This window comes from Neisseria yangbaofengii (assembly GCF_014898075.1).
GTDB lineage: Bacteria > Pseudomonadota > Gammaproteobacteria > Burkholderiales > Neisseriaceae > Neisseria > Neisseria yangbaofengii.
The window spans coordinates 968,154-993,374 of record NZ_CP062976.1; the positions used below are offsets into that span (position 1 = coordinate 968,154).

Here is a 25,221-nt window from a genome sequence, read left to right on the forward strand (position 1 = left end):
GAAGTGTTGCGGAATAATCAAGAGAGTGTAGCCTTTTTTTACCCGGCTTGCCACAAACAATCGCTTAAGACAGCCTGATAAAGATTGGCAAAACCGCATACTCTGCGTATAATGGAAAATTCCTGTCTGGGGGCGATCTTGGTTTCGACGGGGGTTGCGAAGCAGATGCGGGCATACCGGGGTCTCAGATTCCCGTAAAACACTGAATTTAAATAGTCGCAAACGACGAAACTTACGCTTTAGCCGCTTAAGGCTAGCCGTTGCAGCAGTTGGCCGATGGGCTGTGTAGGGTCAAACCTACGGCAACGTCATTTTACATTGGCTGGTTTTCCGTCGGGTTACTTGTCGGAAAATAAGATTTAAGGTAACTGGCTTCCCAAGAGCCTGTCTGTCGGCGCAAGGGGAGCAAGATTTTAAGTAGGCAAGACTAAGTATGTAGAACGCTTTGTAGAGGGCTTTCGGACGGGGGTTCAATTCCCCCCGCCTCCACCAAATTCTCTAAACGCTATGTTGCAAAACATGGCGTTTTTTATTTGGTATTTGCTTCAAAAATTTTTGATAAGCGCATGTATATGATTGCAATCAGGCAGTCATCGTTATGACAAAAGATTATATTTTAGAAGCGTGAAAATCTATACACAAACTCTGTGGATAACCTTGTGGGTAAACTTTGAATAAACAAAAAAAACGTTTTAGCGACAATCATGCTGTTAATCTGCTTAAAAATTAATCAAATTAAATTCAATAAAATCAGTAAGTTATATATTTATTAAGATTTTAGGCCGTCTGAAAATAAAATTTCTAAGTAAAACAAAGCGCTGTAAAGGTGTGTACAGATTTCCGTTGACAGCTGAAAAATTATTAAATTTTTACCAATCGCGTTACAATAACCGCTTATTTTAAACATTCGAACCAGACATCATGAAAGCCAGTCAATTTTTTATCTCTACTTTGAAAGAAGCGCCTGCGGAAGCTTCGCTTGCCAGCCATCGATTAATGCTGCGTGCCGGTTTGATTAAATCGGTGGCGTCGGGTTTGTACACTTGGATGCCGATGGGCTTGCGCGTATTGCGTAAGGTGGAAAACGTGGTGCGTGAGGAAATGAATCGTGCGGGCAGCGTGGAATTGCTGATGCCGGTGGTGCAGCCTGCTGAATTATGGCAGGAGTCCGGCCGCTGGGAATTTTACGGTAAGGAATTGCTGCGTTTGAAAGACCGCAAAGATGCCGATTTCTGCATGGGGCCGACTTGTGAGGAAGTAATTACGGATATTGTGCGTAAGGAAATCAGCAGCTACAAGCAACTGCCGAAGAATTTCTACCATATCCAAACCAAATTCCGTGATGAAATCCGCCCGCGTTTCGGCGTGATGCGTGCGCGTGAGTTTGTGATGAAAGATGCATATTCGTTCCATGCGGATTTTGAATCTTTGCAGGCGACTTATCAGGATATGTATGATGCTTATTGCCGCGTGTTCAACCGTTTGGGCTTGGATTTCCGCCCGGTGGCGGCGGATACGGGCAGCATTGGCGGTACCGGTTCGCATGAATTCCAAGTGTTGGCTGACAGCGGTGAGGACGTGATTGCCTATAGTGATGCTTCTGATTATGCGGCCAATATAGAATTGGCACCGACGCTGCCTTTAAATGGTGAGCGTGCGGTAGCTCAAGCACAATTGAACAAGGTTCATACGCCGAATGTGAGGACGATTGCGGCGTTGGTTGAATTTTTGAATATTCCGATTGGGCAAACGCTGAAATCGATTGTGGTTGAAGGCGAGCAAGAAGGCGAAATCGTCTTGCTGCTGTTGCGTGGCGATCATGAGTTTAACGATATTAAGGCGGAAAAATTGGCCGGTGTGAAATCGCCTTTGAGTATGGCGGCGCCGGAATCGATTTTGGCGCAATTCGGTGCCAATGGCGGTTCGCTGGGACCGGTCGGCTTTAAGGGTAAGATTTATGCTGATTTCGCTACAGAAAAAGGCACGGATTGGGTGATTGGCGCCAATGAAGACGACTACCATTACACAGGCTTTAATTTTGGCCGCGATTCGGCAGAGCCTGAATTTGTCGATTTGCGTAATGTAGTGGAAGGCGATGCCAGCCCTGACGGACAAGGCCGCCTGAAACTGGCGCGCGGTATTGAAGTGGGGCATGTGTTCCAATTGCGTGATAAATATTCTAAAGCCTTGAATGCTTCTTTCTTAGACAATAACGGCAAATCGCAAATTATGGAAATGGGTTGCTACGGCATTGGTGTGACGCGTGTGGTGGCGGCGGCTATTGAGCAAAACCATGATGATCGCGGCATTATTTGGACGCCGGCAATGGCACCATTTGAAGTAGTGATTGTGCCGATGAACTACAAAAAATCCGAAGCGGTGCGCGAAGCGGCTGACCGCATTTATGCCGAACTGCAAGTGCAGGGTGTGGATGTATTGCTGGACGACCGTGATGAGCGCGCCGGTGTATTGCTGAACGATTCCGAATTGTTGGGTATCCCGCACCGTATCGTGATTGGCGACCGCGGTTTGAAAGAAGGCAATGTAGAATATGCGCAACGCCGCGATACCGAATCACAAAGTGTTGCGGTTATCGATGTTGTGGCTCAAGTTGTGGCAGCGCTGAAAGCTTGAGTATTTGCATTTATCGCAAAAAGCCGAGGTTTTTGTAAAACTCAATTTGAATCAAGAAAAAACTATGCTCACCATTCCTGCACAGGTGAGAATCCAGAATTTCAAATTACTGTAATAGCTCAATGTTCCTGAAACCGATAGGTCTGGATTCCCGCCTACGCGGCGCGGGAATGACGGCTTAAAGATTTCTGGAAATCTGAGACCTTTGCAAAATTCCCTTTCCCAAACAATAAAGGTTACTTGAGTTATCAAGTAACCTTTATTTCCCCTCCAAACACACATATTTCCCTAAATTCCCCCGAATCCTGCCACCCAAGCCCCCGATTTCCCGGGTGCTCCTCTTTTCAGGCGGCAGGCGCAATGAGGCTGAATTTGTTTGCCGTTTTGGGCAAATTCAAACACACCGCTTTCAAATGACTTTGCGCATTCGCTTTCCGTAAGCCGAAATATGTTGCCCTATGGCAGCGGAACTTGCGGTGCAATGTACCGAAACCCTGTTCCGCCGCATAACGGGTATTTGATAAGTGCCAGTTGCGTTATTTGCCTTCGTCTGTTAAGAGGCGGACACGGCGGGCTTTACGCATAAGGCCGTCTGAAAGTTTTTTGTTGCCGGAGACAAGTATGGATGGATTGCCAATCGGTGATTTGGTTGATTTTGAGCAGCAGGAAGCGGTCAATGCCGTTGATGGCAATGATGGTTTGGGCGGTTTGTTGGAAAAAGCTGCCCATGGAAAATCCTCTAAATTCGGTTTAGGGGAATTTAGAGTGTTTTGGGGGCAAAGGTCTCAATCTACAAGTTTTGCAAAAGTTTCGGCTTTTTTGATAACCAAAAACAGGGCAGAAAAATATTCTGCCCTGTTTGATTTTGAATTCAGAATTAAGGATTATTTCTTATCTTCTTTTTTATCGTCTTTTTTCGGTGCCGGTTTTTTCGCTGCCAGACCTAACGATTTTTGCCATTCGGCCGGGTTTTTCACCAAATCCAAGGCTTTGCGCAATTGGTCGTCTTTGGCCGGGTTCGGTGTACGGCGGGCGATGATGTCTTCTTCTTTTTCTTTGTCGGTTTTGGGTTTGGAATCTTGTTTCAAGGTTTCTTCGACCGTTTCAGGAATTTCATTGCTGCTGTTGACATCGGCACCGCCCGACGGATTGCCGATATGGCCGATTAAGTCGGCTTCGCGGCTTTCATAGGCGCGGTCTTTGTCTTTGATTTCGATATCCGGTACGATGCCTTGCGCTTGAATCGAGCGGTCGTTCGGCGTGTAGTATAAAGCAGTGGTTAATTTAACCGCGCTGCCGTTGGACAACGGAATTACGGTTTGTACCGATCCTTTACCGAAACTTTGTGTGCCGATGATTACGGCGCGTTTGTGGTCTTGCAATGCCCCGGCCACGATTTCCGAGGCTGAAGCAGAGCCTGAGTTAATTAAAACCGTCATTGGAATGGTTTTCAGCTCGGCAGGTAGGCCGTTAAGCGGGTCTTTACCACTGGATAAGATGTAATCTTCGGGCGTGGCTTTCAACACCATACCGGCTTTGCCGTCGCGGCCTTTGGTGCTGACGACATTGACATTATTCGGCAGGAAGGCTGCCGATACGCCGACTGCGCCGTTAAGCAGGCCGCCCGGGTCGTCACGCAGGTCTAAAATCAAGCCTTTTAATGGAGCAGCGTTTTGCTTGGTCAAATTTTTTGCGGCATCGTTAACACCGGCGATGGTGCGCTCTTGGAACTGGGTCACGCGGATGTAGCCGTAGCCCGGTTCAAGCAGGTGATGGCGCACGCTTTTCACTTTGATGATGGCGCGGGTCAGGTTCGCCACAATCGGTTTGTCGGCATTTTTACGCGACAGGGTCAGGGTGATTTTGGTGCCGGGTTTGCCGCGCATTTTTTTCACGGCTTCGCTAACGGTTAGGCCGCGGGTTGAGATATTGTCAATTTTGACGATGAAGTCGCCACTTTTTACGCCGGCACGCTCTGCCGGAGTGTCTTCAATCGGGGCAACCACTTTGATGAAGCCGTCTTCTTGGCCGATTTCCATGCCCAAGCCGCCAAATTCGCCGCTGGTGTTTTCTTTCAGGTCGGAATAGCCTTTTTTGTCCATGTATTCTGAATGCGGATCAAGACCGGCTACCATGCCTTTCATGGCACCTTCGAATAATTCTTCATCGGATTTGTCTTGGTAATAATTGGCTTTGATTTGGCCGTAAACTTCGGCCATGGTACGGATGGATTTAACCGGCAAAGATTCGTCTTTAGCGCTTTTTTCGGCGGCAATGCTTTGGACGCTGAGGCTGAGCGCCACGCCGCTGAAAGCGCCCAAGGTGTAAAGTGCAACTTTTTTCAAAGTAGATTTCGACATTATTGTTAACTTTCTTTGTGTGCTTTGTGAGGCCGTCTGAAAAGTTGGGTTTGTTTCAGACGGCCTAAATCATCATTCGTGAAACTTTAGGCGATTTGGCCTGATGAAACAACCGTTTTAGGGTAAAAAAATGCTAGCGACTGTTTGTTTGGCACGAAACCATGCTTTTTTATCATGCTGATCAATATTCAGGCGGCCTTGATATGCTTTGAATGCGCATATGAAGGCCGTCTGAACATCAATTAATCCAAGAGAGCGGATTCATGTTTTGGCCGTTGTAGCGGATTTCCAAATACAGACCTTCTTCGCCGCTTGGCAGGATGCCGCTGGTGCCGATTTTATGGCCTTGGCCGACGCCGTATCCTTTAACAACCCCGATTTCACTTAAGCCTGAATACACGCTGACGTATTTGTCGCCGTGATCGACCACGACCACATTGCCGTAGCCTTCCAATTCGCCGGCATACACCACATTACCGGCAGCGATGCTGTTTACTGCGGCAGGTGGTGTGGTGTAGAACACGCCTTTCCATATTTCACCGCTTTCGCGCTGATGCCCGAACAAGCCCGAGAGCATACCGTTAACCGGTTTTTTCAGACGGCCTTGCATGCGGCTGAAGCTGTTTGGATTGCTGATGGTGACAAAGCTGCCTGATTTCGGCGCTTGCAGCTTCATGTCTTCATCGGTGAGATTCGACATGGCGGCACGCTCCTTCGCGGCATGTTCTTCTTTGGCTTTGGCAGCTTGGCGGGATTTTTCGGCAGCGGCCAAACGCGCTTCCGCTGCTTTTTTACGCGCTTCGGCTTCTTTTTTGCGCTGTTCGGCTTTTTGCTTGTCCAAATCTTTAATCAGATTGTTCAAACGCTGCTCGTTGTCTTTTTGGGTGACTGATTTTTTCGCATCTTTGATCATCGTAGCATTTTGGCGGCGGCTTTCGACTTGTTCGGGTGCATTTAGGGTGCCTTGTTTTTTCAACGCAGCTTGCGCATTGGCCTGCAAGTGTTTCAGACGGCTTAATTCATTGTTGATTTTGGTTTCTTGTGCGGCTAATTCTTTTTGCTGCTTGGTCAAATCTGCCATCACTTTTTCGTTAGATGCATTGATGTAGCGGGTATAACGCAGGAAACGTTTTTTCTGGCCCGGCTCGGCATTTCTTAAAAACAGGGCTACGGCATTCGGTTGGCTATTTTTGTAATTGCCGGAAACAAAACGCGAAATTTGTGCGCGCGTGTTGCCGACTTCGGCTTTGAGACGGGTCAGATCTTTATCCAATTGCTGCAACTTGTTCCAAGCGTCGCGCTGTTGGCGGTTGATGTTGGATAAGCTGTTGCGGGTTTGTTGCAGTTTTTTCAAATCGGCGTTCACATGCACCAAGAAACTGGCCGTGCGTTTGTTCAAGGCTTGTTTGGCTTCCAAATCATTGGTGGCGGCGCTGACGGCGGCATGCAATTCATCGCTGTCTTTGTTTGGTGCGGCAGCGGCTTTTTTATCGTTGGCCGCATTGGTTTTAGTGGCTGAATTGGCGGTTTCTGTTTTATCGGCTGCTTTTTTTACGGTTTCTTGCTTGGCAGGCTGTTTGGCTGCTTCTTTTTTATTTTTATTGTCTTTTTTAGCGGCGGTTTCCGGTTTGGCCGCTTCTTTTGTGTTTTTGGCCGCAGCTTTTTTCACCGCTTGCTCTTTGGTCCGGGCAGCTTCTTTTTTATTGTCTGCCGTTTTGGCGTTGGTTTTTTTGTTGTCGGCTTTATCGTCTTTTTTTGCAGCGGCTTTGGCTTTTTCGGACGGTTTGCTGTCTGCTTTTTCTTCGGCTTTGGCAGACGTGGTTTTACCGCTGTCTTTTTTGTCTTTGATAGCGGTTTTCTTATCTGTGGCTTTGGCCGCTTCTTTTGGGGCAGTTGCTTTTTTGGTTTGGGTGTTTTTCTTCGCGGTTGCAGTTTTTTCTTTGGCAGAGTCGTTGGCAGCGAAAGAAGGTGCAGCAAAACAGAGTAATAAGGCGAGTAAAAGAGGTTTGTAACGCATGGTGTATTTTCTTAAAGTCATTAAAAGCAGCAAAGCCTGATTATACTGATTGTCAGGCCGTCTGAAAATCTTATTTGAACGCGTTTCGCAAATGCTTGCAATCTTATCAAACGGTCTTATATAGTATCCGTAAATTTTATGGATGAAAAAAGTAGCGATGTTGAAAGAATTAGCTTTGGCCGTCATTGCTGCGGCAGTGTTGGCGGCTTGCGGCGGCAGCGATTCGGATAAAATCGGTAAGGCCGGCACGGTGTTTCATATGTTGGGCAAAAACGACCGCATCGAAGTGGAAGCGTTTGATGATCCTGATGTACAAGGCGTGGCATGTTATATTTCCTATGCCAAAAAAGGCGGCTTGAAAGAAACCGTGAATTTAGAAGAAGACGCCAGCGATGCTTCGGTGTCGTGTGTGCAGTCGGCCAATATCATCCGCTATAACGAAGCGGCAGTCATTAAACCGAAAAAAGTCTTCAAACGCAGTGCCAGCGTGGCTTTTAAGAGCCAGCAGATTATCCGTTATTACGACCCGAAGCGTAAGGCTTTTGCCTATTTAGTGTACAGCGATAAAATTGTGCAAGGTTCGCCGAAAAATTCTTTGAGTGCGATTTCCTGCTTCGGCGGGCAACGTATCGGTGAAAAAGAAATCGCCGGTTTGACCGGTAAGCAAGTGTATGGTGCGTGTATTGTCGAAGTGGCTGCACCGGCACAACCTAAATAATCAAGAGAGCATATGAATTTAGCAAACTATTTTTTGGCGGCCATGCCCAATATGGATGACCCGTTTTTCCAAGACAGTGTGATTTATCTTTGCGAACATGATGAAGAAGGCGCGTTGGGCATCATCATCAATAAGCCGTCGCCGATTACGATGGACATGATTTTTGCCGTCAGCGACCGCAATATCCCATTACGCATGCAGCATGAAAGTGTGATGATGGGCGGGCCGGTGCAGGTTGACCGCGGCTATGTGGTGCATACGCCTTTGGGCAATTGGCAAAGCACGTTGGCGGTAACCGATAACGTGGCATTGACGTCTTCGCGAGACATTATCGAGAATTTATCCGAACCCGGTGCGGTGGATAAGGCTTTGGTGAGCATTGGTTATTCAAGTTGGAGTAAAGGCCAGTTGGAACGCGAGTTGGCCGGTAATGTGTGGCTGACCGTGCCTGCCGATGAGCATATTTTGTTTGATGTGCCGTATGAACACCGCTATGCCGCCGTATTTGAGAAGCTCGGCATTCAGCCTGACCGTTTGGTCACGGGGGCAGGGCATGCATAAGGCGCCTAAAGGTACAACGCTGGCGTTTGATTTTGGCGAAACACGCATAGGCGTGGCGCAAGGTGATGCCGAATTGGGTATGAGCCATCCTCTGGCAACTGTGACCGGCAACAGCAATGATGCCAAGTTTGAAGCCATTGCCAAGCTGGTGCAAGAATGGCAGCCACGTCAATTGGTGGTCGGCCTGCCCACGCACACCGACGGCACTGAGCATGACTTAACGCGTTTGAGTCGTAAGTTTGGCCGCCGTTTGCAGGGGCGGTTTAGTCTGCCGGTGTATTGGGTGGATGAACGCATGTCATCGCTGTATGCCGAAAGCTTGTTGGCTGAAGCGCAGGTGTTTGGCCGGAAACAGAAATCAGTGTTGGATCAGGTGGCGGCGCAAGCGATTTTGCAGGGCTTTTTTGAAGGCGGCGCGGCGGAATATTTTAATGGCCGAGAAGCGGAAGACAAGGAATAAAAAGACTTTTGAGGCCGTCTGAAATAAACTGACTGCTTTGCGCAACATTTTTTCAGACGGCCTTTGTATATTTGCGTTAAGAAAACAGGTAAACGCACTAATTTTTGCCACACTCAAGCCGTTTTATAGTGAGTCCACTTTAAAATAGTACGGCGTTGGTTTGCCTAGCCGTATTATCTATACCTAATACTGTCTTCGGCTCGCCGCCTGATCCTATTTTTAAAGTGAATCCACTATACAACAATGCATTATTTAAACGCATTATTTAAAGGATAAATCATGGCTTTAATGGATACTTTGTTGAACGCGGCAACCCAAGCCCTGAACAACAATAACAACGGCACCGGCCAAAACCCGCTGCTCGATATGGCAATGGATTTGGTACGGCAGCAAGGCGGGACGGGCAACTTGATTAACCAATTGCAACAAGGCGGTTTAGGTGATGCATTGGGTAGCTGGATTTCCACTTCTCAAGACAATGCGCCGGTTTCGGGCAATGCATTGCAAAGTGCCTTGGGCAGCGATGTTATCGGTCAGGTAGCTCAAAAATTCGGCATGGACGGCCAGCAAGCCAGCGATTTGTTGGCGCAAGTGTTGCCAAGCTTGGTCGATAGTGTCACGCCAAACGGCAATCCGCAAGAAGCAGACGGTTTCGGTTTGGACGATATTGCTTCATTGGTGTTGAAAAACTTCATCAAATAAGTTTTTAGATAAAAAGCCTTGGATAAATAATTTATCCAAGGCTTTTAATGCTAAGTGTTTAATTTGACAGGCCGTCTGAACGTTCGGACGGCCTGTAGATTGATTAATGAGTAAAACTGTACGCCGCATAACCGATAACGGCCAAGGCCACAGTGCCCCAGCCCAGCATTTCGATGTAATGGCGGATTTTGCCGGCATATTTTTCGCCGCCCCAAGCAGATAATCTGGCAATCAGGAAGAAGCGGGCAAAACGCGAGATGGCGGCTGATAATACAAACGGCAAAAACGCCATGTTCATCACGCCGGCACAAATGGTGAATATTTTAAACGGAATCGGCGAGAAACCTGCCAAAAACACCACGACTACGCCCCATGTTTCAAACCACAGCTGTGTCTGAGCGAATTTAGCCTGTAAGCCCCAGCTTTGAATATAGCCCGACACCCAATCAAAGGCAAAATGGCCGATGGCGTAACCAATTATGCCGCCCAAAACAGATGCCAGTGTGGTATATACCGCAAAACGCAAGGCTTTTTTAGGCTCGGACATCGACATCGGAATCAGCATCACATCCGGCGGCACGGGGAAGAAAATGGCTTCGATGAAGCTGACAAAACTCAACCAAAAGGGTGCAAAACGGTGTTTCGACCATTGCAGCGTTTTGTCGTAAACGGTTCCAAAAATTTTCATTAAAGGGCTTTCAAACAAGAAAAACGGCGGCCATGCACAAAGCATCCGCCAAAATCAGCGGGCATTTTAAACCAAATGCAGCCTTAGACAAGAAAATTTTGCTTAAGTTTGCAGGCCGTCTGAAATCTTGATACAAGCCGCTAAAACAACGTAAAATAACCCCGATTCCCATATTAGGCTAAAATATTTCCGTGAACCAGCTCATTTTCGATTTTGCCGCACACGACTACCCCGGCTTCGATAAATTTCTCGGCACCGAAAATGCCGAGCTGGTATATGTTTTGCGTCATGAACATGGCCAGTTTATCTACGTTTGGGGCGAGCAGGGCGCAGGCAAAAGCCATTTGCTGCAAGCGTGGATTGCCCAAGCCTTGGAAGCCGGCAAAAACGCCGTGTATATCGATGCCGCCGTTCATCCCTTAACCGAAAAAGTCTTTGAGGCCGACTATTTGGCCATCGACCAAGTCGAGCGGCTCAATAATGAAGAGCAAGCCCTGCTGTTTGCCATTTTCAACCGCTTTCGCAACAGCGGCAAAGGCTTTCTGCTGCTCGGTTCCGAATATACGCCGCAACAATTGGTTATTCGCGAAGACTTGCGCACCCGAATGGCCTATTGCTTGGTTTACGAAGTCAAACCCTTAACCGACCAAGAAAAAATCGATGCTTTAGCCAGCATGGCGGTCGCGCGGCAAGTCACCATCGACACCGAAATTTTCGAATATCTCTTAAATCATTGGCGGCGCGACATGGACAGCCTTATGCAAATGCTCGATACGCTCGACCATTACGCCGTAATGATGGGTAAACGCATCACCTTACCGCTTTTGCGCCAACTTTTGAAACAACAGGAAACAGAATGAAAAATCTCGCCATCTTCGATCTCGACAACACCTTAATCAACACCGATTCCGATCACGCATGGCCGCAATATCTGATGAAAAAAGGCTTGGTCGATGTCGGGTATACTGAAGCGCAAAATGAAAAATTCTACCAAGATTACCGCAACGGTTGCCTGAACATCGACGAATTTCTTAAATTCCATCTTGCCCCGCTGAAAGAATACAGCATGGAACAATTGGCCGGAATGCACCGCGAATTCATGGCCGAATTCATCACCCCGAACATCACTCCTATGCAGCGTATGCTGGTGGAGAGTCACAGAAATGCCGGCGACGAATTATTGGTGGTTTCGTCGACCAACGAATTCATCATTACCCCGATTTGTCATGAATTCGGCATTGAAAACGTCATCGGCACCCGGCTAGAAATCGGTTCAGACGGCCGCTACACCGGCAATTATCACGGTACACCGAGTCTGAAAGAAGGCAAAATCACTCGTTTGAACGAATGGTTGGCCGTGCGTGGCGAAACCTTGGACAGCTATGAAAAAGTATATTTTTACAGCGATTCCAAAAACGATTTTCCGTTGCTGCACCATGTGAACGAGCCGGTGGCAGTCAATCCCGATGCCGAATTGTTGGCCGAAGCGCAGGAAAAAGGCTGGCCGGTGTTGAATTTTAAATAAAGGCCGTCTGAAATGCCTGCTTTCAAACCTGTCATTATTACAACCACCGCAGCCACACGCGGGGAAGCCGAGAAAATCGGCATGGCCTTGCTGCAAGACCAAATTGCCGCCTGCGTGCAGTATGAAACGGTTCGCAGCCATTATGTGTGGCAGGGCGAAGTGTGTTGCGATGAAGAAATCCGCGTGGTGATTAAATCTTCGCGTTGTCATTATAAAGCGGTGGAAAAGCTGATTTTGGCGAACCACAGCTATGATTGCCCGCAAATTTTGATGCAGCCGGTATCGCGCGGCTTACCGATGTATTTGCGCTGGATGAAGGCGAAAATGGGATTATAATAGCGGTTTGTTTTTCAGACGGCCTGAGAAAAAGCTTGGGCTGCCTGAAATGCTGTAAACCCGAATTTATTGAGAAAGAAAAAGAAACCCATGTTCCGTACCATGCTCGGCGGCAAGATTCACCGCGCCACCGTAACCGAAGCCGATTTGAACTATGTCGGCAGCATCACCGTTGACCAAGATTTGCTGGATGCCGCCGGTATTTGCGTTAACGAAAAAGTCGCCATCGTCAACAACAATAATGGCGAACGTCTTGAAACCTACGCTATCCCCGGCGAGCGCGGCAGCGGCGTGGTGTGTTTGAATGGCGCAGCAGCACGTTTGGTGCAAAAGGGCGATATCGTGATTATTATGTCGTATGTGATGCTGTCCGAACCGGAAGTATCCAACCATGAACCGAAAGTGGTGCTGGTGGACGAACATAATAAAATCCGCGATGTAATTTCGTATGAGCCGCCTCATACGGTGTTGTAATGTACACAGGCCGACCGAACGGACGAAGCTTTCAGACGGCCTTTTAATATCCGGCCGTTTTTATAATAGTGACGAGTGCCGTTGTTTTCAGACGGCTTAGCAAAGGATTCAGCCATGAATGTTCAAATCAACCAAATCCAAGTCGGCAACGATTTGCCGTTTACCTTGTTCGGCGGCATTAATGTCTTGGAAGACATGGATTCCACGCTCAAAGCCTGTGCGCATTATGTCAAAGTAACCGATAAATTGGATATTCCGTATGTGTTTAAGGCATCGTTTGACAAAGCCAACCGCTCGTCGATTCATTCCTTCCGGGGCGTGGGTCTGGACGAAGGCCTGAAGATTTTTGAAGCGGTGAAGCGCGAATTTAATGTGCCGGTGATTACCGATGTGCATGAGCCTTATCAATGCGCCCCTGTGGCGGAAGTATGCGATGTGATTCAGTTGCCTGCGTTTTTGGCACGCCAAACCGATTTGGTGCTGGCAATGGCGAAAACCGGCAATGTCATCAACATCAAAAAGCCGCAATTCTTAAGCCCGTCGCAGATGAAAAACATCATCGAAAAATTCAAGGAAGCCGGTAACGGCCAATTGATTTTGTGTGAACGCGGCAGCAATTTCGGCTATGATAATCTGGTGGTCGATATGCTTGGTTTCGGCGTAATGAAGAAAACCTGCGGACAAACACCGATTATTTTTGACGTGACCCATTCGCTGCAAACGCGTGATTCCGGTGCCGCCGCTTCCGGCGGCCGTCGCTCGCAAGCAGTCGATTTGGCTTTGGCCGGTATGGGTACCCGCTTGGCAGGTTTGTTTTTGGAAGCACACGAAAATCCCGACCAAGCCCGTTGCGATGGCCCGAGTGCATTGCCGTTGGCTCAATTGGAAGATTTTTTGCTGCGCGTGAAAGCGGTTGATGAAACGGTGAAATCATTCGCACCGTTGGTGATTGATTAAGATTTTGTGTGATGATGAAAGGCCGTCTGAAACGTTTCGGACGGCCTGTTTAGATGGCAGTAAAAGATTTAGGATGCAGTAGATACAGCCGGCGCCGCTTCATCTTCAAAGGCTTCGTCGGGCAGTATACCGCCCTCGTCGAATGCCGCTTCCGGCTCGGTTTCTAAGACTTTTCCATTGAGCTTCAGCTTGCTGTTTTGCAGATTGAGATGAGTTTTCACATGATTATCCTGCAGGGTCAGGTATTGGTCGCGCGCCATGCTTTGGATGGTGCTGTCGACCATCAGGCGCAAGGTTTCGTTGATGTCTTCAATGGTGGCGCGGCCGGCGGCTTCGTCTTCGGGATTGACGCTGAAAATGCTGCGTGCTTGGTTGATGGCCATTTGTTCCAACAGTTTTTGCGGCACTTGCAGATTGAAATCGGCTTCGGTTTTCTTCAGCATATCCGCCAGATTATCCAAATCTTTTTGCACCAAACCTTTAAAGGCCAATGTGCCGGAAGCATCGACATTGCCTTGCGGCATGGTGAATTTGAAAGCCTTCACGTTTAATACCGGATTTTGGGTAAACAAGCCCGAAGCATCGGTTTTGGCCGTCTGAATCAATTCGTTTTGAATTTGTTCTTCGCTCATTTCCTTATCGGCAATTTGTGCCAATTTCGTTTTGAGTGCCAGCAGACCTTGTGCATCCAGATGTTCTGCAGCGACATTGATGTCGAGCGGGCCGTAGCGGTCTTTGCCGTAGGTCAGGGTATCGAATTGGAAACGGCCTTCGCTGTTGATGAATTTATCCACTTCATTGGTTTGAGTCTCAAATTTCAATTTGGCCACTTCAATAGTGGAAGGTGCAATCGTGCCCGTTGGGTTGATAAACGCACCGATTTGCAGATTGGTGACCAGATTGACCAATTCGTTTAGTTTGACATTGTAATCGATGCCTTCTTTCCATTGCAGCAGGAATTTATCCAACGTGATGCTGCTTTTGCCTAAGGAAAGTTTGTTGAGGCCGTCTGAAGTTTCCGATTTGAAATGCAGATTTTCCAGGGAAATATCGCCTTTGTCGGCCAATTTGACTTGCAATGAAGGGGCGGTGTAATCATGCGAATAACCGACAAAGTCGTTTTGATAATCGGTTTGGCCGGCCAAGCCTTGCCATGTCAGTTTGATGCCGGATAATTCTTCATAGTCGAATTCCGGAATGCTGAGTTTCATTACGCCGTTGCCGTTGAAGTAAACGGTGTTGGTCATGCTGACCGGTGTTTTGTCGCCGAAGAAACGTGCCAATACTTTAGCCGCTTCCGGATGGTATCGGAATTCGGTGTCCACTTTGGCACGCGTACCAAAGCCGCCGGCAAAAGGACCGTGGGTAACGTGGTTGACCACGGTAATCGGCTCTTTCAACACGGTTTTCAGATTGTCGGGCAGGTATTTTTGCGTGTTTTGCAGCAAGGTTGGCTTCAATCGGATGACGGTGGTTTCGGTGGATGTAAACCAGCCACGGTCATAGTCGTGCGACTCAACCGTCAGAAAGCCCGATTCTTGCAATAATTTTTGCTGCGAAGTCAGGCTTTTTTCGGCTTGAATGCCGAGATAATAAGGTGTGCCGAGTGCTGCGGCGATGACAAGAGCAGCGGTCGGGATAAGAAACTTTTTCATTGCTTCAAACAATCAGTTCGACAGATTTAAAGCGCAAAGCATAGCATTTTTTAGCGGATTTGTCTTGGACAAAGGCTGTTCAGACGGCCTTTTACATCAATTAGTAACTGTTCGGAATATGTTTGAAATACAGCGTGATCAAATACCAAATCAGTATTGCTGCCGAAGCGCCGGCCAGCACCCAGGCGCTGATTTGCGCCACTTCGCGCATGGCGCGTTTCTGTTTGCGGTTGAACAGGCGGTTGATAATCAGGGTAATGATGGCAAAAATGAAAAAGATTCGCAACAGGCGGCCGATCATGGGAGGCTCTTTGGTGATTTTTTAAATAAGGCCGTCTGAAAGAAGGCGGCAAAGGAATTTTATGGTCAAGATATGTCAAAATGTTGGCTAAACGTTATAATACATTTTTTGCATTATCCTTGGAATAATCATGAATAAAAATGGCTCGGTGGGCATTGTGGCACCCCGAAAAGTTGCATTTGAAACGCCCTTGGCGCTGGCAAACGGCCAGACTTTGCCGCGTTTTGATTTGATGATTGAGACCTACGGCGAATTGAATGCGGAAAAATCCAACGCAGTATTGATTTGCCATGCATTATCAGGCAACCACCATGTTGCCGGCTACCATACGGCGGAAGACAAATACCCGGGCTGGTGGGACAGCATGGTCGGCCCGGGTAAGCCGATTGATACCGAGCGTTTTTTTGTGGTCGGCTTGAATAATTTGGGCGGCTGCCACGGCACAACAGGACCTTTGTCAGAAAACCCTGCTACCGGTAGGGATTACGGTGCCGATTTTCCGGTGGTGACGGTAAAAGACTGGGTGAAATCGCAAGCCATGTTGGCCGATGCCTTGGGTATCGAACAATGGGCGGCGATTGTCGGCGGCAGCTTGGGCGGCATGCAGGCGTTGCAGTGGACGATTGATTTTCCCGAACGTGTGCGCCACGCTTTGGTGATTGCTTCTGCACCGAAACTTTCTACGCAAAATATTGCGTTTAACGATGTTGCCCGCCAAGCGATTTTGACCGACCCTGATTTCAACGAAGGGCACTACGCGCGCGAGCAAAAAATCCCGACCCGCGGCCTACGCATCGCCCGCATGATGGGGCATATTACTTATCTGGCCGAAGAGGGCTTGGGCAAAAAATTCGGCCGCGAACTGCATTCAGACGGCTATCAATACGGCTACGGCGTAGAATTTGAAGTCGAATCGTATCTTCGCTATCAAGGCGATAAGTTTGCCGGACGCTTTGATGCCAATACTTATTTATTGATGACCAAAGCCTTGGATTATTTTGATCCGGCGGCAGATTTTAATAACAATCTGAGCAAAGCGCTGCAAAATGTGCAGGCCAAATTTTTTGTCGCCAGCTTCAGCACCGACTGGCGTTTTTCGCCCGAGCGCTCGAAAGAGTTGGTCAAAGCGCTGATTGCCGCGCGTAAACCGGTGCAGTATATCGAAGTGCAGTCCAACCACGGCCATGATGCCTTTTTGATGGAAGACGATGCCTATATCCGCGCTGTCGCCGCTTATATGAACAATGTTGTCAAGGAGGTTCAGTCATGAATTTACGCGATGATTTACAATTGATTTATGACTGGATTCCGGAAGGCAGCCGCGTATTGGATTTGGGCTGCGGCGACGGTGAATTGCTGGCCGCCTTGGTGGCGCACAAAAATTGCAGTGGCTACGGCATTGAAATCGACACCGGCAGCATCATCGCTGCCATGGCGCGCGGCGTGAACGTGATTCAGGCTGATTTGGAACAAGGCTTGGAAGAGTTTGGCGACAATTCGTTTGATGTGATTGTGTTGAGCCAAACCATTCAAGCCATGCAGAATACCGAATTGATTTTGCAAAGCCTGATGCGCGTATCCAAGCAGGCCATTGTCAGCTTTCCGAATTTCGGCTATTGGCGCAACCGCGTTCAAATTGCGTTGGGCGGCCATATGCCGGTGTCTGAACGTATGCCGTATCATTGGTACAATACGCCAAATATCCATTGGTGTACGCTCAAAGATTTTGATTTGCTGTGTGCTAAAAACAAAATCCGTGTGCAGGAACGCGCGGTAATGGCCGGTAGCAAACAGGTGAAATATTTGCCGAATTTATTGGGCAGTTTGGCATTTTACCGCGTAGGTTGAGATGAATACCATGCCGTCTGAAAAATGTTTTCAGACGGCATGATTATTTCTATACTGAATTATCGAGTTGAATCCAATAATGACGGCATGAAGATTTTTGAGTTATTTCTAATTTTGTAAAAAAGCTTGGGATTCTGAATCACGATAAAACAATGCCGTCTGAAAAGTTTGAGACGGCATTGTTGATGCCGGTTTAAATTTAAGATTAACAAGAAATCTTGTTGCTTTGCAGGCTCATTTCTTTGCGTTTTTTGGCTTTTTCCCAGCGGCAGCGTTGCAGTTCGGTTTTCACTTCCAATTGCGGAATCTCAACGGTTTGGCCGTTTTCCATGGCGACCATGGTGAAATAACAGCTGTTGGTGTGGCGGATGCTACCGGTGCGGATGTTTTGAGCTTCGACGCGGATGCCGATTTCCATGGATGTGCGGCCGGTGTAGTTGACGCTGGCGTAAAAGGTGACCAATTCGCCGATGTGAATCGGTTCTTTAAACAACACGCGGTCGCAGGAAAGGGTGACGCAATAGTAGCCGCTGTAACGGCTGGCGCATGAGTAGGCCACTTGGTCGAGCAAGCGCAATAAGTCGCCGCCGTGGACGTTGCCACTGAAGTTGGCGGTGTCGGGCATCATCAGTTCGGACATGATTAATTCGTGTGATGCTTGGCGTTGGGTATTTTCCATATGGATGGCTCGTATTTGTTATAGATTTAATGATTATAGTAAATTAAAAAATATCATCCAATTTAATTTATAAATTTAGCTATAACCATTTTCTACGGAAGAAGAAAATCAGCAGGCCGATAATAATGGCCGCCATCAAGCCGAGCACAGCGTAATAGCCGTAATGCCAATGTAATTCGGGCATATTGTCGAAGTTCATGCCGTAAATGCCGGTGATCACGGTTAATGGCATAAACATGATGGTGATGACGGTTAACACACGCATTTGCCGGTTCAGGCGGTTGGATTGGAACGACAAATACACGTCCATCATGCTGACGACCATGTCGCGCGAGGCTTCCAGTGTTTCGATCAGTTGCAAGTTATGGTCGTACACATCACGTAGGTAAACGGTGGACTCGCCTTTGAAAATATCGTAGCCGCCACGCACGGCAAGCTGGTAAAACACGTCGCGCATGGGCAGTAAAGTACGGCGCAGACGCACGGCATCGCGTTTGAGGCGGTGGATGCGGCTTAAAAGTGTGTCGTCGTTGTCATTTTTGAACAGGGCTTTGTCGATGGCTTCGACGCGGTTGTCGTAATCTTCCAAGACGATGAAATAATCGTCAACAATGCGGTCGAGCAGATAATAAGCTAAAAATGCAGCGTTTTTGTCCAAAACATGATGCGGGTTGTGTCGCATAATCTGATGGAATTGGCTAAATAAACCCAGCGGCTTTTGCTGGAACGACAACACAAAATCGTTGCCGACTACCAAATACACTTGATCCGAATGCAACTTGGTGGTGCCGTAATTGTACACTTGCGCGGCGATAAAGATATAGTGGCCGTAATCTTCAATTTTGGGGCGCTGCTTTCGGCTGAGAATGTCTTCAATTACCAATTCGTGAATGCCATAGGGCTGAAGTGTGTGCCTGAGCAGGTCGATATTGTTGATGCCGACAAAATGCAGCCAATTGGTTTGACCGGCTTTGGCCGGTGCGATTTCGGGTGGTTTTTTGCCTTTGGCTAAATAATCGTGTTGTGCAAAGCTGTCGGCAGAATATAAGGTTTGGTGAATGGCGGCTTTGGGCGCATTGCTGGTGTTGCTGCGCGGAGCGGTTTGCTCGACATTGGTGTCGGGCTGTTCATCATTGGTAGTTTGAGCGGAATGATTTATCATGGCAGGCAAGTTAAAAAAGGCCGTCTGAAAAAAAGCATTATAGTTTTTCAGACGGCCTTTGTATGATTAAACCGAAATTAATCTACTTTTTTGAAGTGGCGGCGGCGCTCTTGTTCGCTCAAGTGGCGTTTACGCAAGCGGATGGATTGCGGCGTAATTTCGACCAATTCATCATCATCGATAAACTCTACAGCACCTTCCAAAGTCAGCTTGATCGGCGTGGTCAAACGCACGGCTTCGTCGGTGCCGCTGGCGCGCACGTTGGTCAGCTTTTTACCTTTTAATGGGTTAACGACCAAATCATTGTCGCGGCTGTGGATACCGATAATCATGCCTTCGTAGATTTTTTCGCCCGGAGACACAAACATGCGGCCACGGTCTTCCAAGTTCCACAAAGCATAAGCCACGGCTTCGCCTTGCTCTTGGGAAACCAACACGCCGTTGTGACGGCCCGGCATATCGGCTTTCACCGGTGCGTAATCATCAAAAACGTGGCTCATCAGGCCGGTGCCTCGGGTCATGGTCATGAATTCGCCTTGGAAACCGATCAAACCGCGCGCCGGAATGTGGTATTCCAAGCGGGTGCGGCCATTGCCGTCACTTTCCATATTGGTCAATTCGCCGCGGCGGCGGCCAAGCTCTTCCATTACCGCGCCTTGGTTGTCGTCAGGTACGTCAACGGTCAGGTTCTCATACGGCTCGCATTTTTCACCGTTGATTTCGCGGTACACCACGCGCGGTTTGCCGACAGCCAATTCGTAGCCTTCGCGGCGCATGTTTTCCAGCAAGATGGTCAAGTGCAATTCTCCGCGGCCTGATACGCGGAAAATATCGGCATCATCGGTGTCTTCCACGCGCAAGGCAACGTTGGTCAGCAATTCTTTTTGCAGGCGGTCGCGGATTTGGCGTGAGGTAACGAATTTGCCCTCGGTGCCGGCAAGCGGGCTGGTGTTTACCATAAAGTCCATGGTCAGGGTCGGTTCGTCAACGCTGAGCATAGGCAGGCCTTTAGGATTGTCTTTTTCGGTGATGGTTACGCCGATACCGATGTCTTCGATACCGGAAATAATCACGATGTCACCGGCTTCGCCTTCTTCCAACGGCACGCGCTCCAAGCCTTTGAAGCCCAACAATTGGTTAATGCGCCCTTGGGCGACTTGGGTGTCGTGGTTCATCACGGCAACCACTTGGCCCGGCTTGATGCGGCCGTTCAAAATGCGGCCAATGCCTAAGCGGCCGGTGTAGTTGTCGTAGTCGAGTTGGGAGATTTGCAGTTGCAGCGTTTCATCGGCGCTGCCGTTTGGTGCCGGCGTGTGTTTCAAAATGGTTTCAAACAACACGCGCATGTCGTTTTCGGTTCCGTCTTCTTCCAAGCGGGCAAAGCCGCCCAAGCCGGAAGCGTACACAATCGGGAAGTCGAGCTGTTCATCAGTCGCGCCCAAGGCATCAAACAGTTCGAAAGTTTGGTCGATTACCCAGCTTGGACGTGCGCTTGGTTTGTCGATTTTGTTGATCACGACGATCGGTCTCAGACCCAAAGCCAATGCTTTTTTGGTCACAAAACGGGTTTGCGGCATAGGGCCTTCTTGTGCGTCCACCAACAATACTACGCAGTCAACCATGCCCAATACGCGTTCTACTTCGCCGCCGAAGTCGGCGTGTCCTGGAGTATCGACGATGTTGATGTGGTAGCCTTCGTATTCGATGGCAGTGTTTTTGGCCAAAATGGTGATGCCGCGCTCTTTTTCGATATCGCCGCTGTCCATTACGCGCTCATCAACCTGCTGGTTGTCGCGGAAGGTGCCTGATTGGCGTAATAACTGGTCAACTAATGTGGTTTTGCCATGGTCGACGTGTGCGATGATGGCAATATTGCGGATTTGTTTCATGGCTTGAATCGTGCCTTAATAAGGATTTTTAAGATAACTTGGCATTATAACACGATAAAATTAGAGCCGTCGGATTGATGCGGATATTTTTCACGCTTGGTGCAATGGTGTTGCAGGAGAACGCGTAAAAGCAGTTGAGAATAATTCATAATTAAATTTGATGAATTTTGTTGCTTTATTTGCTTTTATTTATGGTTAAAGAATGTAAATATATGATTGTATTGTAAGAGATTCTTAATACCAATGACAATAAAAAGTGATAAAAATCAGCCAATTGATTTTTTCAGACGGCCTTTTTTCTTTAAGATATTTTTGATAATTGTTTGTATTTTAAATAGAAAAATTGTATTGGGCAGCAATCTTCAATACAATACACCCAATCCCGAAACCAACACATTTGCCCGAAGCGGCATTTCAAGAAAGAGGAAACACCATGCAAGGCAATCAAGCAGTTATCGACTATATGAACGAATTGCTATCCGGCGAATTGGCCGCCCGTGATCAATATTTTATCCACTCGCGTCTGTATTCAGAATGGGGCTATACCAAATTGTTCGAACGTCTGAATCACGAAATGGAAGAAGAAACCCGGCATGCCGAAGACTTTATCCGCCGTATTCTGATGTTGGGCGGCACACCGAAAATGGTTCGTGCCGACATGAATATCGGTACCGACGTAAAAAGCTGCCTGCAAGCAGATTTGAACACTGAATACGAAGTGCGCGATGCACTGAAAAAAGGCATCAAACTGTGCGAAGAAGTTCAAGACTACGTGACCCGTGACTTGATGATTCAGCAATTGAAAGACACTGAAGAAGATCATGCCCACTGGCTGGAACAACAATTGCGCCTGATCGAATTGATTGGCGAAGGCAATTATTACCAAAGCCAAATGTAATTGAACGAGGAGGCTATCTATGAAAGGCGACCGTTTAGTTATCCGCGAGCTGAATAAAAACTTAGGCTTGCTCTTGGTAACCATCAACCAATATTTCTTACATGCCCGCATTTTGAAAAACTGGGGCTTTGAAGACTTAGGCAAACATTTCTACAAGCAATCCGTCATCGAAATGAAAGCAGCCGATGATTTGATTGAGCGTATTTTGTTTTTGGAAGGTTTACCGAATCTGCAAGAGTTGGGCAAGTTGCTGATTGGCGAGAGCACTGAAGAAATCATCGCGTGCGATTTGACCAAGGAAAACGAAAAACGCGGGGCCTTGGCCGCTGCCATTGCCTTGTGTGAAGAAAAACAAGATTACGTCAGCCGCGAATTGTTGGAAAGACAAAAAGACACCAGTGAAGAGCAAATCGACTGGCTTGAGACCCAGCAGGAACTGATTGCCAAAATCGGTTTGGCAAACTACCTGCAAACCGGGGCGCAAGAGGACTAAAACACAAACCACTGCCATATATAGCGGTTCTCTTAACCCAATCAACGGCATATCTGTGAGGATATGCCGTTTTCTTTCTGATGGTTTCAGTCATCAAAAGGCCGTCTGAAAGAAATGAATTTTTCAGACGGCCTTGTTTTAACTCATTAAGAATTAAGCATTTTTATCTGCTTTGCCGGCCCAATAAGAAGCCAGCAGCGAGCCGGAAATATTGTGCCATACACTAAACAGCGCGCTTGGCACGGCCACCACCGGTGCGGTGGCAAAGTGTGCTGCCGCCAAAGCCGCGCCTAAGCCGGAATTTTGCATGCCCACTTCGATGGACAAGGTTTTTTGCGCATCGTAAGGCAGCTTGCAGAATTTGCCTGCCAAAAAGCCCAGCAGATAACCGATGCCGTTGTGCAGCACCACCACACCAAAAATCAATAAGCCGCTTTCAACGATTTTGTCTTTGCTGGCGCCGACCACTGCACCGATAATCAGGGCAATCGCAACCACCGAAATCAACGGCAACACGCCGACGGCTTTTTCGGTTTGGGTTTTAAACAGCGTGTGCGCAATCACACCCGACACAATCGGCAGCAACACCATCTTCAGAATCGATACAAACATTGCTGCGGCATTGATGGCGAGCAATTCGTTGGCCAGCAGCATAAAAATCATTGGTGTGAGAATCGGTGCCAATAAAGTGGAAATCGAAGTCACCGCCACCGATAAGGCCACATTACCGCGCGCGAGATAAGTCATCACGTTGGATGACGTGCCGCCCGGACAGCAGCCGACCAAAATCACACCGACGGCCACTTCAGGCGGCAGGTTAAATAATTGGGTCAGCAGATAAGCCGTCAGCGGCATAATCACAAATTGTGCCACTACACCGACAATCACGGCTTTAGGATGACGGGTGATGATTTTGAAATCTGACGGGCTGAGCGTCAAACCCATGCCGAACATCACGACGCCAAGCAAAATCGGCACATATTGCAGCACCCATTTGAAGGTTTCAGGGGAAACAAACGCGATGATGGCGCACAATGCCGCCCAAAAAGCAAAGGTTTTACCAATAAAATGGCTGATTTGAGTAAGCTTATTCATGATTGTTGACAATAAAATAAAAATCGCAAGCATACACGTCTTAGCGGGAGAATGCAAAACAGGCCGTCTGAAAATACATTTTATGGTTTCAGACGGCCTGTCATTCATCATTAAACTATTACGCGTGCCAAAGTTTGACCGGATTAGCCGTTTGATTGGTGAGCCAATTGCGCAGCCAACGTGCGGCCGGTGCAATTTCGCCGGCCAGCATACCGATTTCACCGATTTGGCTGTCGCGTAATACGTCCGCCGCGGCACCATGCAGCCACACACCGGCTTGCACGGCTTCTTGCATTGCAATACCTTGCGCCAACAGACTGCCGATGATGCCGGTCAACACATCGCCGCTGCCTGCCGTTGCCAGTCCGGCATTGCCGCTGAAATTGGTGTAAACCTGCCCATCGGGTGTGGCAACCAAGGATTGACGGCCTTTTAATACGGTGACAGCATTGAATGTTTGGCTGATGGCTTTTGCCGATTTCATGCGGTTGGCCTGAATGTCGGCGGTGGTGGTTTGCAACAATCGCGCTGCTTCGGACGGGTGTGGCGTGAGCACTAAGTTGCCGTGTTGTTTGGCCAATTTGCGGTCGGTTTGCGAGCGGGCGAGTAAGGTGAGCGCATCGGCATCGAGTAACAAAGGCTGATTTTGGGTGTGTTGCAATACCCATGTGATGATGTGCCGCGCATCTTCCTGTAGGCCTAAGCCGCAGCCGACCGCCCATGCGCCGATGTCTTTACGTCGGCAAAGCTGTTCTGCTGTGGCCAGCATGATTTCAGGCCGTTCAGAGATCACGGCAAAGGGCAAACCGGCTTGGTTAAATCCTGTCCAGACCTTGCCGCAACCTTGATAAATCGCTGCCGTGGCTGCCAATATTACTGCGCCGCTCATTCCCGCAGCGCCGCCGATAACGGCCAGTGTGCCGTAAGTGCCTTTGTGTGATTCGGCCACGCGCGGGCGGAATACATTGGGAAATTGGGCGGCCGTCTGAAAAATATGTTCCGGGTTAAGAATTTGATAAGGTGGATAAATCATGATGATACTGCCGGTGAATTTGGTTAAAATAGGGCAAACACAAACTTTTTCCATCTTATAAGAAAGAACACGACAATGAAACAGAAAATCAAAGTTTGGGATTTGCCTACGCGTATTTTTCACTGGACATTGGTGTCGGCGGTTGCCTTTATGTGGTACAGCGGGCAAACCGGCGGTAACTTATTGGCTTGGCATTTGCGCTGCGGCCTGTTGATTTTGGCTTTGGTAGTGTTTCGCGTGTGTTGGGGTTTGTGGGGCAGCGATACGGCCAAGTTCCGCCAATTTGTGCGCGGGCCGAAGCAGATTATTCGCTACCTCAAAGGCGAAATCACTGAAAACGAGCAGCCCGGCCACAATCCATTGGGCGCATTGATGGTGTTGGCTTTGTTGGGCGCAGTGTTGGTGCAGGTAACCACCGGTTTGTTTTCGCCGGATGACAACACTTTTATTTACAACGGCTATTTAAACAGCTTGGTGAGCAGCGATACCGCTGCGGTCATGCGCAAAATCCACTTTGGCTTTTTCAATCTGCTGCTGATTTTGGCGGCTGTGCACATCATCACTATTTTGGCGTATAAGATTTTGAAAAAACACAATTTGATTACGCCGATGATTACCGGCCGCAAAGAATTGGAAGGCAGGCTGCCGTTGCTGAAATTCGCCGGCTCCGGCAAATTTATTTCGGCTTTGGCGGTGGCGGTGATTGTGGTGGCAATTGTGGCGAATATCGGTTAAG

Annotated in this window: 26 protein-coding genes, 1 other RNA gene and 1 pseudogene; 16 read left to right on the plus strand and 12 right to left on the minus strand. The window is 48.3% G+C overall.

Going from position 1 to position 25,221, the window contains the following annotated elements; translation table 11 throughout:
- The first annotated feature begins 128 nt into the window (after positions 1-128).
- Both ssrA and H4O27_RS04635 read left to right on the plus strand, forming a co-directional pair.
- Positions 129-492: a transfer-messenger RNA gene (gene ssrA, locus H4O27_RS04630) on the plus strand.
- A 429-nt stretch (positions 493-921) separates the two neighbouring features.
- Positions 922-2,634 carry a proline--tRNA ligase gene (locus tag H4O27_RS04635; RefSeq protein ID WP_165007870.1) on the plus strand — a complete coding sequence of 571 codons (1,713 nt, stop codon included), beginning with the start codon at positions 922-924 and terminating at the stop codon, positions 2,632-2,634.
- Positions 2,635-2,978: 344 nt separating this feature from the next.
- Here H4O27_RS04635 and H4O27_RS12975 read toward each other — a convergent pair.
- The 4 genes and pseudogenes from H4O27_RS12975 to H4O27_RS04655 form a co-directional block, all read right to left on the minus strand.
- Positions 2,979-3,236 (minus strand): annotated as a pseudogene (locus H4O27_RS12975) (transposase); the annotation flags it as partial.
- Entirely contained in the window at positions 3,211-3,363 is a 153-nt protein-coding gene (locus H4O27_RS04645) for a hypothetical protein (protein WP_165007872.1), read from the minus strand. The gene H4O27_RS04645 and the pseudogene H4O27_RS12975, both read right to left, overlap by 26 nt.
- A 155-nt stretch (positions 3,364-3,518) precedes the next feature.
- Positions 3,519-4,994, minus strand: coding sequence for a S41 family peptidase (locus H4O27_RS04650; protein WP_165007874.1), 1,476 nt, complete (start codon positions 4,992-4,994; stop codon positions 3,519-3,521).
- Between the two features lie 238 nt (positions 4,995-5,232).
- A complete protein-coding gene (locus H4O27_RS04655; protein WP_165007876.1) occupies positions 5,233-7,011 on the minus strand; it encodes a peptidoglycan DD-metalloendopeptidase family protein in 1,779 nt (592 codons plus the stop codon).
- Between the two features lie 157 nt (positions 7,012-7,168).
- Here H4O27_RS04655 and H4O27_RS04660 point away from each other — a divergent pair, with 157 nt between their 5' ends.
- The 4 genes from H4O27_RS04660 to H4O27_RS04675 all read left to right on the plus strand — a co-directional run bounded on the left by H4O27_RS04660 (position 7,169) and on the right by H4O27_RS04675 (position 9,452).
- Positions 7,169-7,729 carry a CreA family protein gene (locus tag H4O27_RS04660; protein ID WP_193004342.1) on the plus strand — a complete coding sequence of 187 codons (561 nt, stop codon included), beginning with the start codon at positions 7,169-7,171 and terminating at the stop codon, positions 7,727-7,729.
- Positions 7,730-7,741: 12 nt separating this feature from the next.
- The gene (locus H4O27_RS04665; protein WP_165007878.1) at positions 7,742-8,290 is read left to right on the plus strand and encodes a YqgE/AlgH family protein; all 549 of its coding nucleotides are present in this window, start codon (positions 7,742-7,744) and stop codon (positions 8,288-8,290) included.
- Positions 8,283-8,750 (plus strand): Holliday junction resolvase RuvX, encoded by a 468-nt coding sequence (gene ruvX, locus H4O27_RS04670; RefSeq protein ID WP_165007880.1) that lies wholly within the window; start codon positions 8,283-8,285, stop codon positions 8,748-8,750. Before H4O27_RS04665 ends, ruvX begins: the two co-directional genes overlap by 8 nt.
- Positions 8,751-9,029: 279 nt before the next feature.
- Complete coding sequence (locus tag H4O27_RS04675; protein ID WP_165007881.1) at positions 9,030-9,452, plus strand: YidB family protein; 423 nt, start codon at positions 9,030-9,032, stop codon at positions 9,450-9,452.
- 103 nt (positions 9,453-9,555) lie between these two features.
- Here the strand turns inward: H4O27_RS04675 and H4O27_RS04680 are convergent, their stop codons facing one another.
- On the minus strand, positions 9,556-10,140 hold the full coding sequence (locus tag H4O27_RS04680; RefSeq protein ID WP_165007883.1) for a YqaA family protein: 585 nt from the start codon (positions 10,138-10,140) through the stop codon (positions 9,556-9,558).
- A 191-nt stretch (positions 10,141-10,331) separates the two neighbouring features.
- On the opposite strand from H4O27_RS04680, the gene hda reads away from it, so the two are divergent.
- The 5 genes from hda to kdsA all read left to right on the plus strand — a co-directional run bounded on the left by hda (position 10,332) and on the right by kdsA (position 13,432).
- Positions 10,332-11,000 carry a DnaA regulatory inactivator Hda gene (gene hda, locus H4O27_RS04685; RefSeq protein WP_165007885.1) on the plus strand — a complete coding sequence of 223 codons (669 nt, stop codon included), beginning with the start codon at positions 10,332-10,334 and terminating at the stop codon, positions 10,998-11,000.
- Positions 10,997-11,665: a histidinol-phosphatase gene (locus tag H4O27_RS04690; RefSeq protein WP_165007887.1), complete on the plus strand. Its 669-nt coding sequence runs from the start codon at positions 10,997-10,999 to the stop codon at positions 11,663-11,665. The genes hda and H4O27_RS04690 overlap by 4 nt, the downstream gene beginning before the upstream one ends.
- 12 nt (positions 11,666-11,677) lie before the next feature.
- Entirely contained in the window at positions 11,678-12,001 is a 324-nt protein-coding gene (cutA, locus tag H4O27_RS04695) for a divalent-cation tolerance protein CutA (RefSeq protein WP_165007889.1), read from the plus strand.
- Between the two features lie 90 nt (positions 12,002-12,091).
- Positions 12,092-12,475, plus strand: a complete 384-nt coding sequence (gene panD / locus H4O27_RS04700) for an aspartate 1-decarboxylase (protein ID WP_165007891.1) — start codon at positions 12,092-12,094, stop codon at positions 12,473-12,475.
- Positions 12,476-12,589: 114 nt separating this feature from the next.
- Positions 12,590-13,432 (plus strand): 3-deoxy-8-phosphooctulonate synthase, encoded by an 843-nt coding sequence (kdsA, locus tag H4O27_RS04705; RefSeq protein ID WP_165007893.1) that lies wholly within the window; start codon positions 12,590-12,592, stop codon positions 13,430-13,432.
- 68 nt (positions 13,433-13,500) lie between these two features.
- On the opposite strand, the gene H4O27_RS04710 is transcribed toward kdsA, so the two are convergent.
- Both H4O27_RS04710 and H4O27_RS04715 read right to left on the minus strand, forming a co-directional pair.
- The gene (locus tag H4O27_RS04710; RefSeq protein ID WP_165007895.1) at positions 13,501-15,087 is read right to left on the minus strand and encodes a YdgA family protein; all 1,587 of its coding nucleotides are present in this window, start codon (positions 15,085-15,087) and stop codon (positions 13,501-13,503) included.
- Positions 15,088-15,187: 100 nt separating this feature from the next.
- Complete coding sequence (locus H4O27_RS04715) at positions 15,188-15,388, minus strand: protein MIGRI (RefSeq protein WP_165007897.1); 201 nt, start codon at positions 15,386-15,388, stop codon at positions 15,188-15,190.
- A 130-nt stretch (positions 15,389-15,518) separates the two neighbouring features.
- Here H4O27_RS04715 and metX point away from each other — a divergent pair, with 130 nt between their 5' ends.
- Together metX and metW are read left to right on the plus strand one after the other, a co-directional pair.
- Complete coding sequence (gene metX / locus H4O27_RS04720) at positions 15,519-16,658, plus strand: homoserine O-succinyltransferase MetX (RefSeq protein ID WP_165007898.1); 1,140 nt, start codon at positions 15,519-15,521, stop codon at positions 16,656-16,658.
- Positions 16,655-17,236 (plus strand): methionine biosynthesis protein MetW, encoded by a 582-nt coding sequence (gene metW / locus H4O27_RS04725; RefSeq protein ID WP_165007900.1) that lies wholly within the window; start codon positions 16,655-16,657, stop codon positions 17,234-17,236. Before metX ends, metW begins: the two co-directional genes overlap by 4 nt.
- Before the next feature lie 205 nt (positions 17,237-17,441).
- Here metW and H4O27_RS04730 read toward each other — a convergent pair whose 3' ends face one another.
- From H4O27_RS04730 to typA, 3 genes are all read right to left on the minus strand, one after another.
- Positions 17,442-17,915: an acyl-CoA thioesterase gene (locus H4O27_RS04730; protein ID WP_165007902.1), complete on the minus strand. Its 474-nt coding sequence runs from the start codon at positions 17,913-17,915 to the stop codon at positions 17,442-17,444.
- 79 nt (positions 17,916-17,994) lie between these two features.
- Positions 17,995-19,077 (minus strand): magnesium/cobalt transporter CorA, encoded by a 1,083-nt coding sequence (gene corA, locus H4O27_RS04735; RefSeq protein WP_165008009.1) that lies wholly within the window; start codon positions 19,075-19,077, stop codon positions 17,995-17,997.
- 77 nt (positions 19,078-19,154) lie between these two features.
- Complete coding sequence (gene typA, locus H4O27_RS04740) at positions 19,155-20,966, minus strand: translational GTPase TypA (protein ID WP_165007904.1); 1,812 nt, start codon at positions 20,964-20,966, stop codon at positions 19,155-19,157.
- Positions 20,967-21,399: 433 nt separating this feature from the next.
- Here typA and bfr (H4O27_RS04745) point away from each other — a divergent pair, with 433 nt between their 5' ends.
- Both bfr (H4O27_RS04745) and bfr (H4O27_RS04750) read left to right on the plus strand, forming a co-directional pair.
- The gene (gene bfr, locus H4O27_RS04745; RefSeq protein WP_165007906.1) at positions 21,400-21,864 is read left to right on the plus strand and encodes a bacterioferritin; all 465 of its coding nucleotides are present in this window, start codon (positions 21,400-21,402) and stop codon (positions 21,862-21,864) included.
- A 19-nt stretch (positions 21,865-21,883) separates the two neighbouring features.
- Entirely contained in the window at positions 21,884-22,357 is a 474-nt protein-coding gene (gene bfr / locus H4O27_RS04750) for a bacterioferritin (protein ID WP_165007908.1), read from the plus strand.
- Between the two features lie 153 nt (positions 22,358-22,510).
- On the opposite strand, the gene H4O27_RS04755 is transcribed toward bfr (H4O27_RS04750), so the two are convergent.
- A complete protein-coding gene (locus H4O27_RS04755) occupies positions 22,511-23,452 on the minus strand; it encodes a bile acid:sodium symporter family protein (protein ID WP_165007909.1) in 942 nt (313 codons plus the stop codon).
- A 118-nt stretch (positions 23,453-23,570) separates the two neighbouring features.
- On the minus strand, positions 23,571-24,485 hold the full coding sequence (locus H4O27_RS04760; protein WP_165007911.1) for an NAD(P)H-hydrate dehydratase: 915 nt from the start codon (positions 24,483-24,485) through the stop codon (positions 23,571-23,573).
- Positions 24,486-24,560: 75 nt separating this feature from the next.
- Between H4O27_RS04760 and H4O27_RS04765 the strand changes: the two genes are divergently transcribed.
- Positions 24,561-25,220, plus strand: coding sequence for a cytochrome b/b6 domain-containing protein (locus H4O27_RS04765; RefSeq protein ID WP_165007913.1), 660 nt, complete (start codon positions 24,561-24,563; stop codon positions 25,218-25,220).
- Position 25,221 lies beyond the last annotated feature (1 nt).

Bases quoted from the DNA above. Each gene is read 5' to 3' on its own strand.
- H4O27_RS04635 (WP_165007870.1), top strand. From the start codon at position 922: ATGAAAGCCAGTCAATTTTTTATCTCTACTTTGAAAGAAGCGCCTGCG.
- H4O27_RS04645 (WP_165007872.1), bottom strand. From the start codon at position 3,363: ATGGGCAGCTTTTTCCAACAAACCGCCCAAACCATCATTGCCATCAAC.
- H4O27_RS04650 (WP_165007874.1), bottom strand. From the start codon at position 4,994: ATGTCGAAATCTACTTTGAAAAAAGTTGCACTTTACACCTTGGGCGCT.
- H4O27_RS04655 (WP_165007876.1), bottom strand. From the start codon at position 7,011: ATGCGTTACAAACCTCTTTTACTCGCCTTATTACTCTGTTTTGCTGCA.
- H4O27_RS04660 (WP_193004342.1), top strand. From the start codon at position 7,169: ATGTTGAAAGAATTAGCTTTGGCCGTCATTGCTGCGGCAGTGTTGGCG.
- H4O27_RS04665 (WP_165007878.1), top strand. From the start codon at position 7,742: ATGAATTTAGCAAACTATTTTTTGGCGGCCATGCCCAATATGGATGAC.
- ruvX (WP_165007880.1), top strand. From the start codon at position 8,283: ATGCATAAGGCGCCTAAAGGTACAACGCTGGCGTTTGATTTTGGCGAA.
- H4O27_RS04675 (WP_165007881.1), top strand. From the start codon at position 9,030: ATGGCTTTAATGGATACTTTGTTGAACGCGGCAACCCAAGCCCTGAAC.
- H4O27_RS04680 (WP_165007883.1), bottom strand. From the start codon at position 10,140: ATGAAAATTTTTGGAACCGTTTACGACAAAACGCTGCAATGGTCGAAA.
- H4O27_RS04690 (WP_165007887.1), top strand. From the start codon at position 10,997: ATGAAAAATCTCGCCATCTTCGATCTCGACAACACCTTAATCAACACC.
- cutA (WP_165007889.1), top strand. From the start codon at position 11,678: ATGCCTGCTTTCAAACCTGTCATTATTACAACCACCGCAGCCACACGC.
- panD (WP_165007891.1), top strand. From the start codon at position 12,092: ATGTTCCGTACCATGCTCGGCGGCAAGATTCACCGCGCCACCGTAACC.
- kdsA (WP_165007893.1), top strand. From the start codon at position 12,590: ATGAATGTTCAAATCAACCAAATCCAAGTCGGCAACGATTTGCCGTTT.
- H4O27_RS04710 (WP_165007895.1), bottom strand. From the start codon at position 15,087: ATGAAAAAGTTTCTTATCCCGACCGCTGCTCTTGTCATCGCCGCAGCA.
- H4O27_RS04715 (WP_165007897.1), bottom strand. From the start codon at position 15,388: ATGATCGGCCGCCTGTTGCGAATCTTTTTCATTTTTGCCATCATTACC.
- metX (WP_165007898.1), top strand. From the start codon at position 15,519: ATGAATAAAAATGGCTCGGTGGGCATTGTGGCACCCCGAAAAGTTGCA.
- metW (WP_165007900.1), top strand. From the start codon at position 16,655: ATGAATTTACGCGATGATTTACAATTGATTTATGACTGGATTCCGGAA.
- H4O27_RS04730 (WP_165007902.1), bottom strand. From the start codon at position 17,915: ATGGAAAATACCCAACGCCAAGCATCACACGAATTAATCATGTCCGAA.
- corA (WP_165008009.1), bottom strand. From the start codon at position 19,077: ATGATAAATCATTCCGCTCAAACTACCAATGATGAACAGCCCGACACC.
- typA (WP_165007904.1), bottom strand. From the start codon at position 20,966: ATGAAACAAATCCGCAATATTGCCATCATCGCACACGTCGACCATGGC.
- bfr (WP_165007906.1), top strand. From the start codon at position 21,400: ATGCAAGGCAATCAAGCAGTTATCGACTATATGAACGAATTGCTATCC.
- bfr (WP_165007908.1), top strand. From the start codon at position 21,884: ATGAAAGGCGACCGTTTAGTTATCCGCGAGCTGAATAAAAACTTAGGC.
- H4O27_RS04755 (WP_165007909.1), bottom strand. From the start codon at position 23,452: ATGAATAAGCTTACTCAAATCAGCCATTTTATTGGTAAAACCTTTGCT.
- H4O27_RS04760 (WP_165007911.1), bottom strand. From the start codon at position 24,485: ATGATTTATCCACCTTATCAAATTCTTAACCCGGAACATATTTTTCAG.
- H4O27_RS04765 (WP_165007913.1), top strand. From the start codon at position 24,561: ATGAAACAGAAAATCAAAGTTTGGGATTTGCCTACGCGTATTTTTCAC.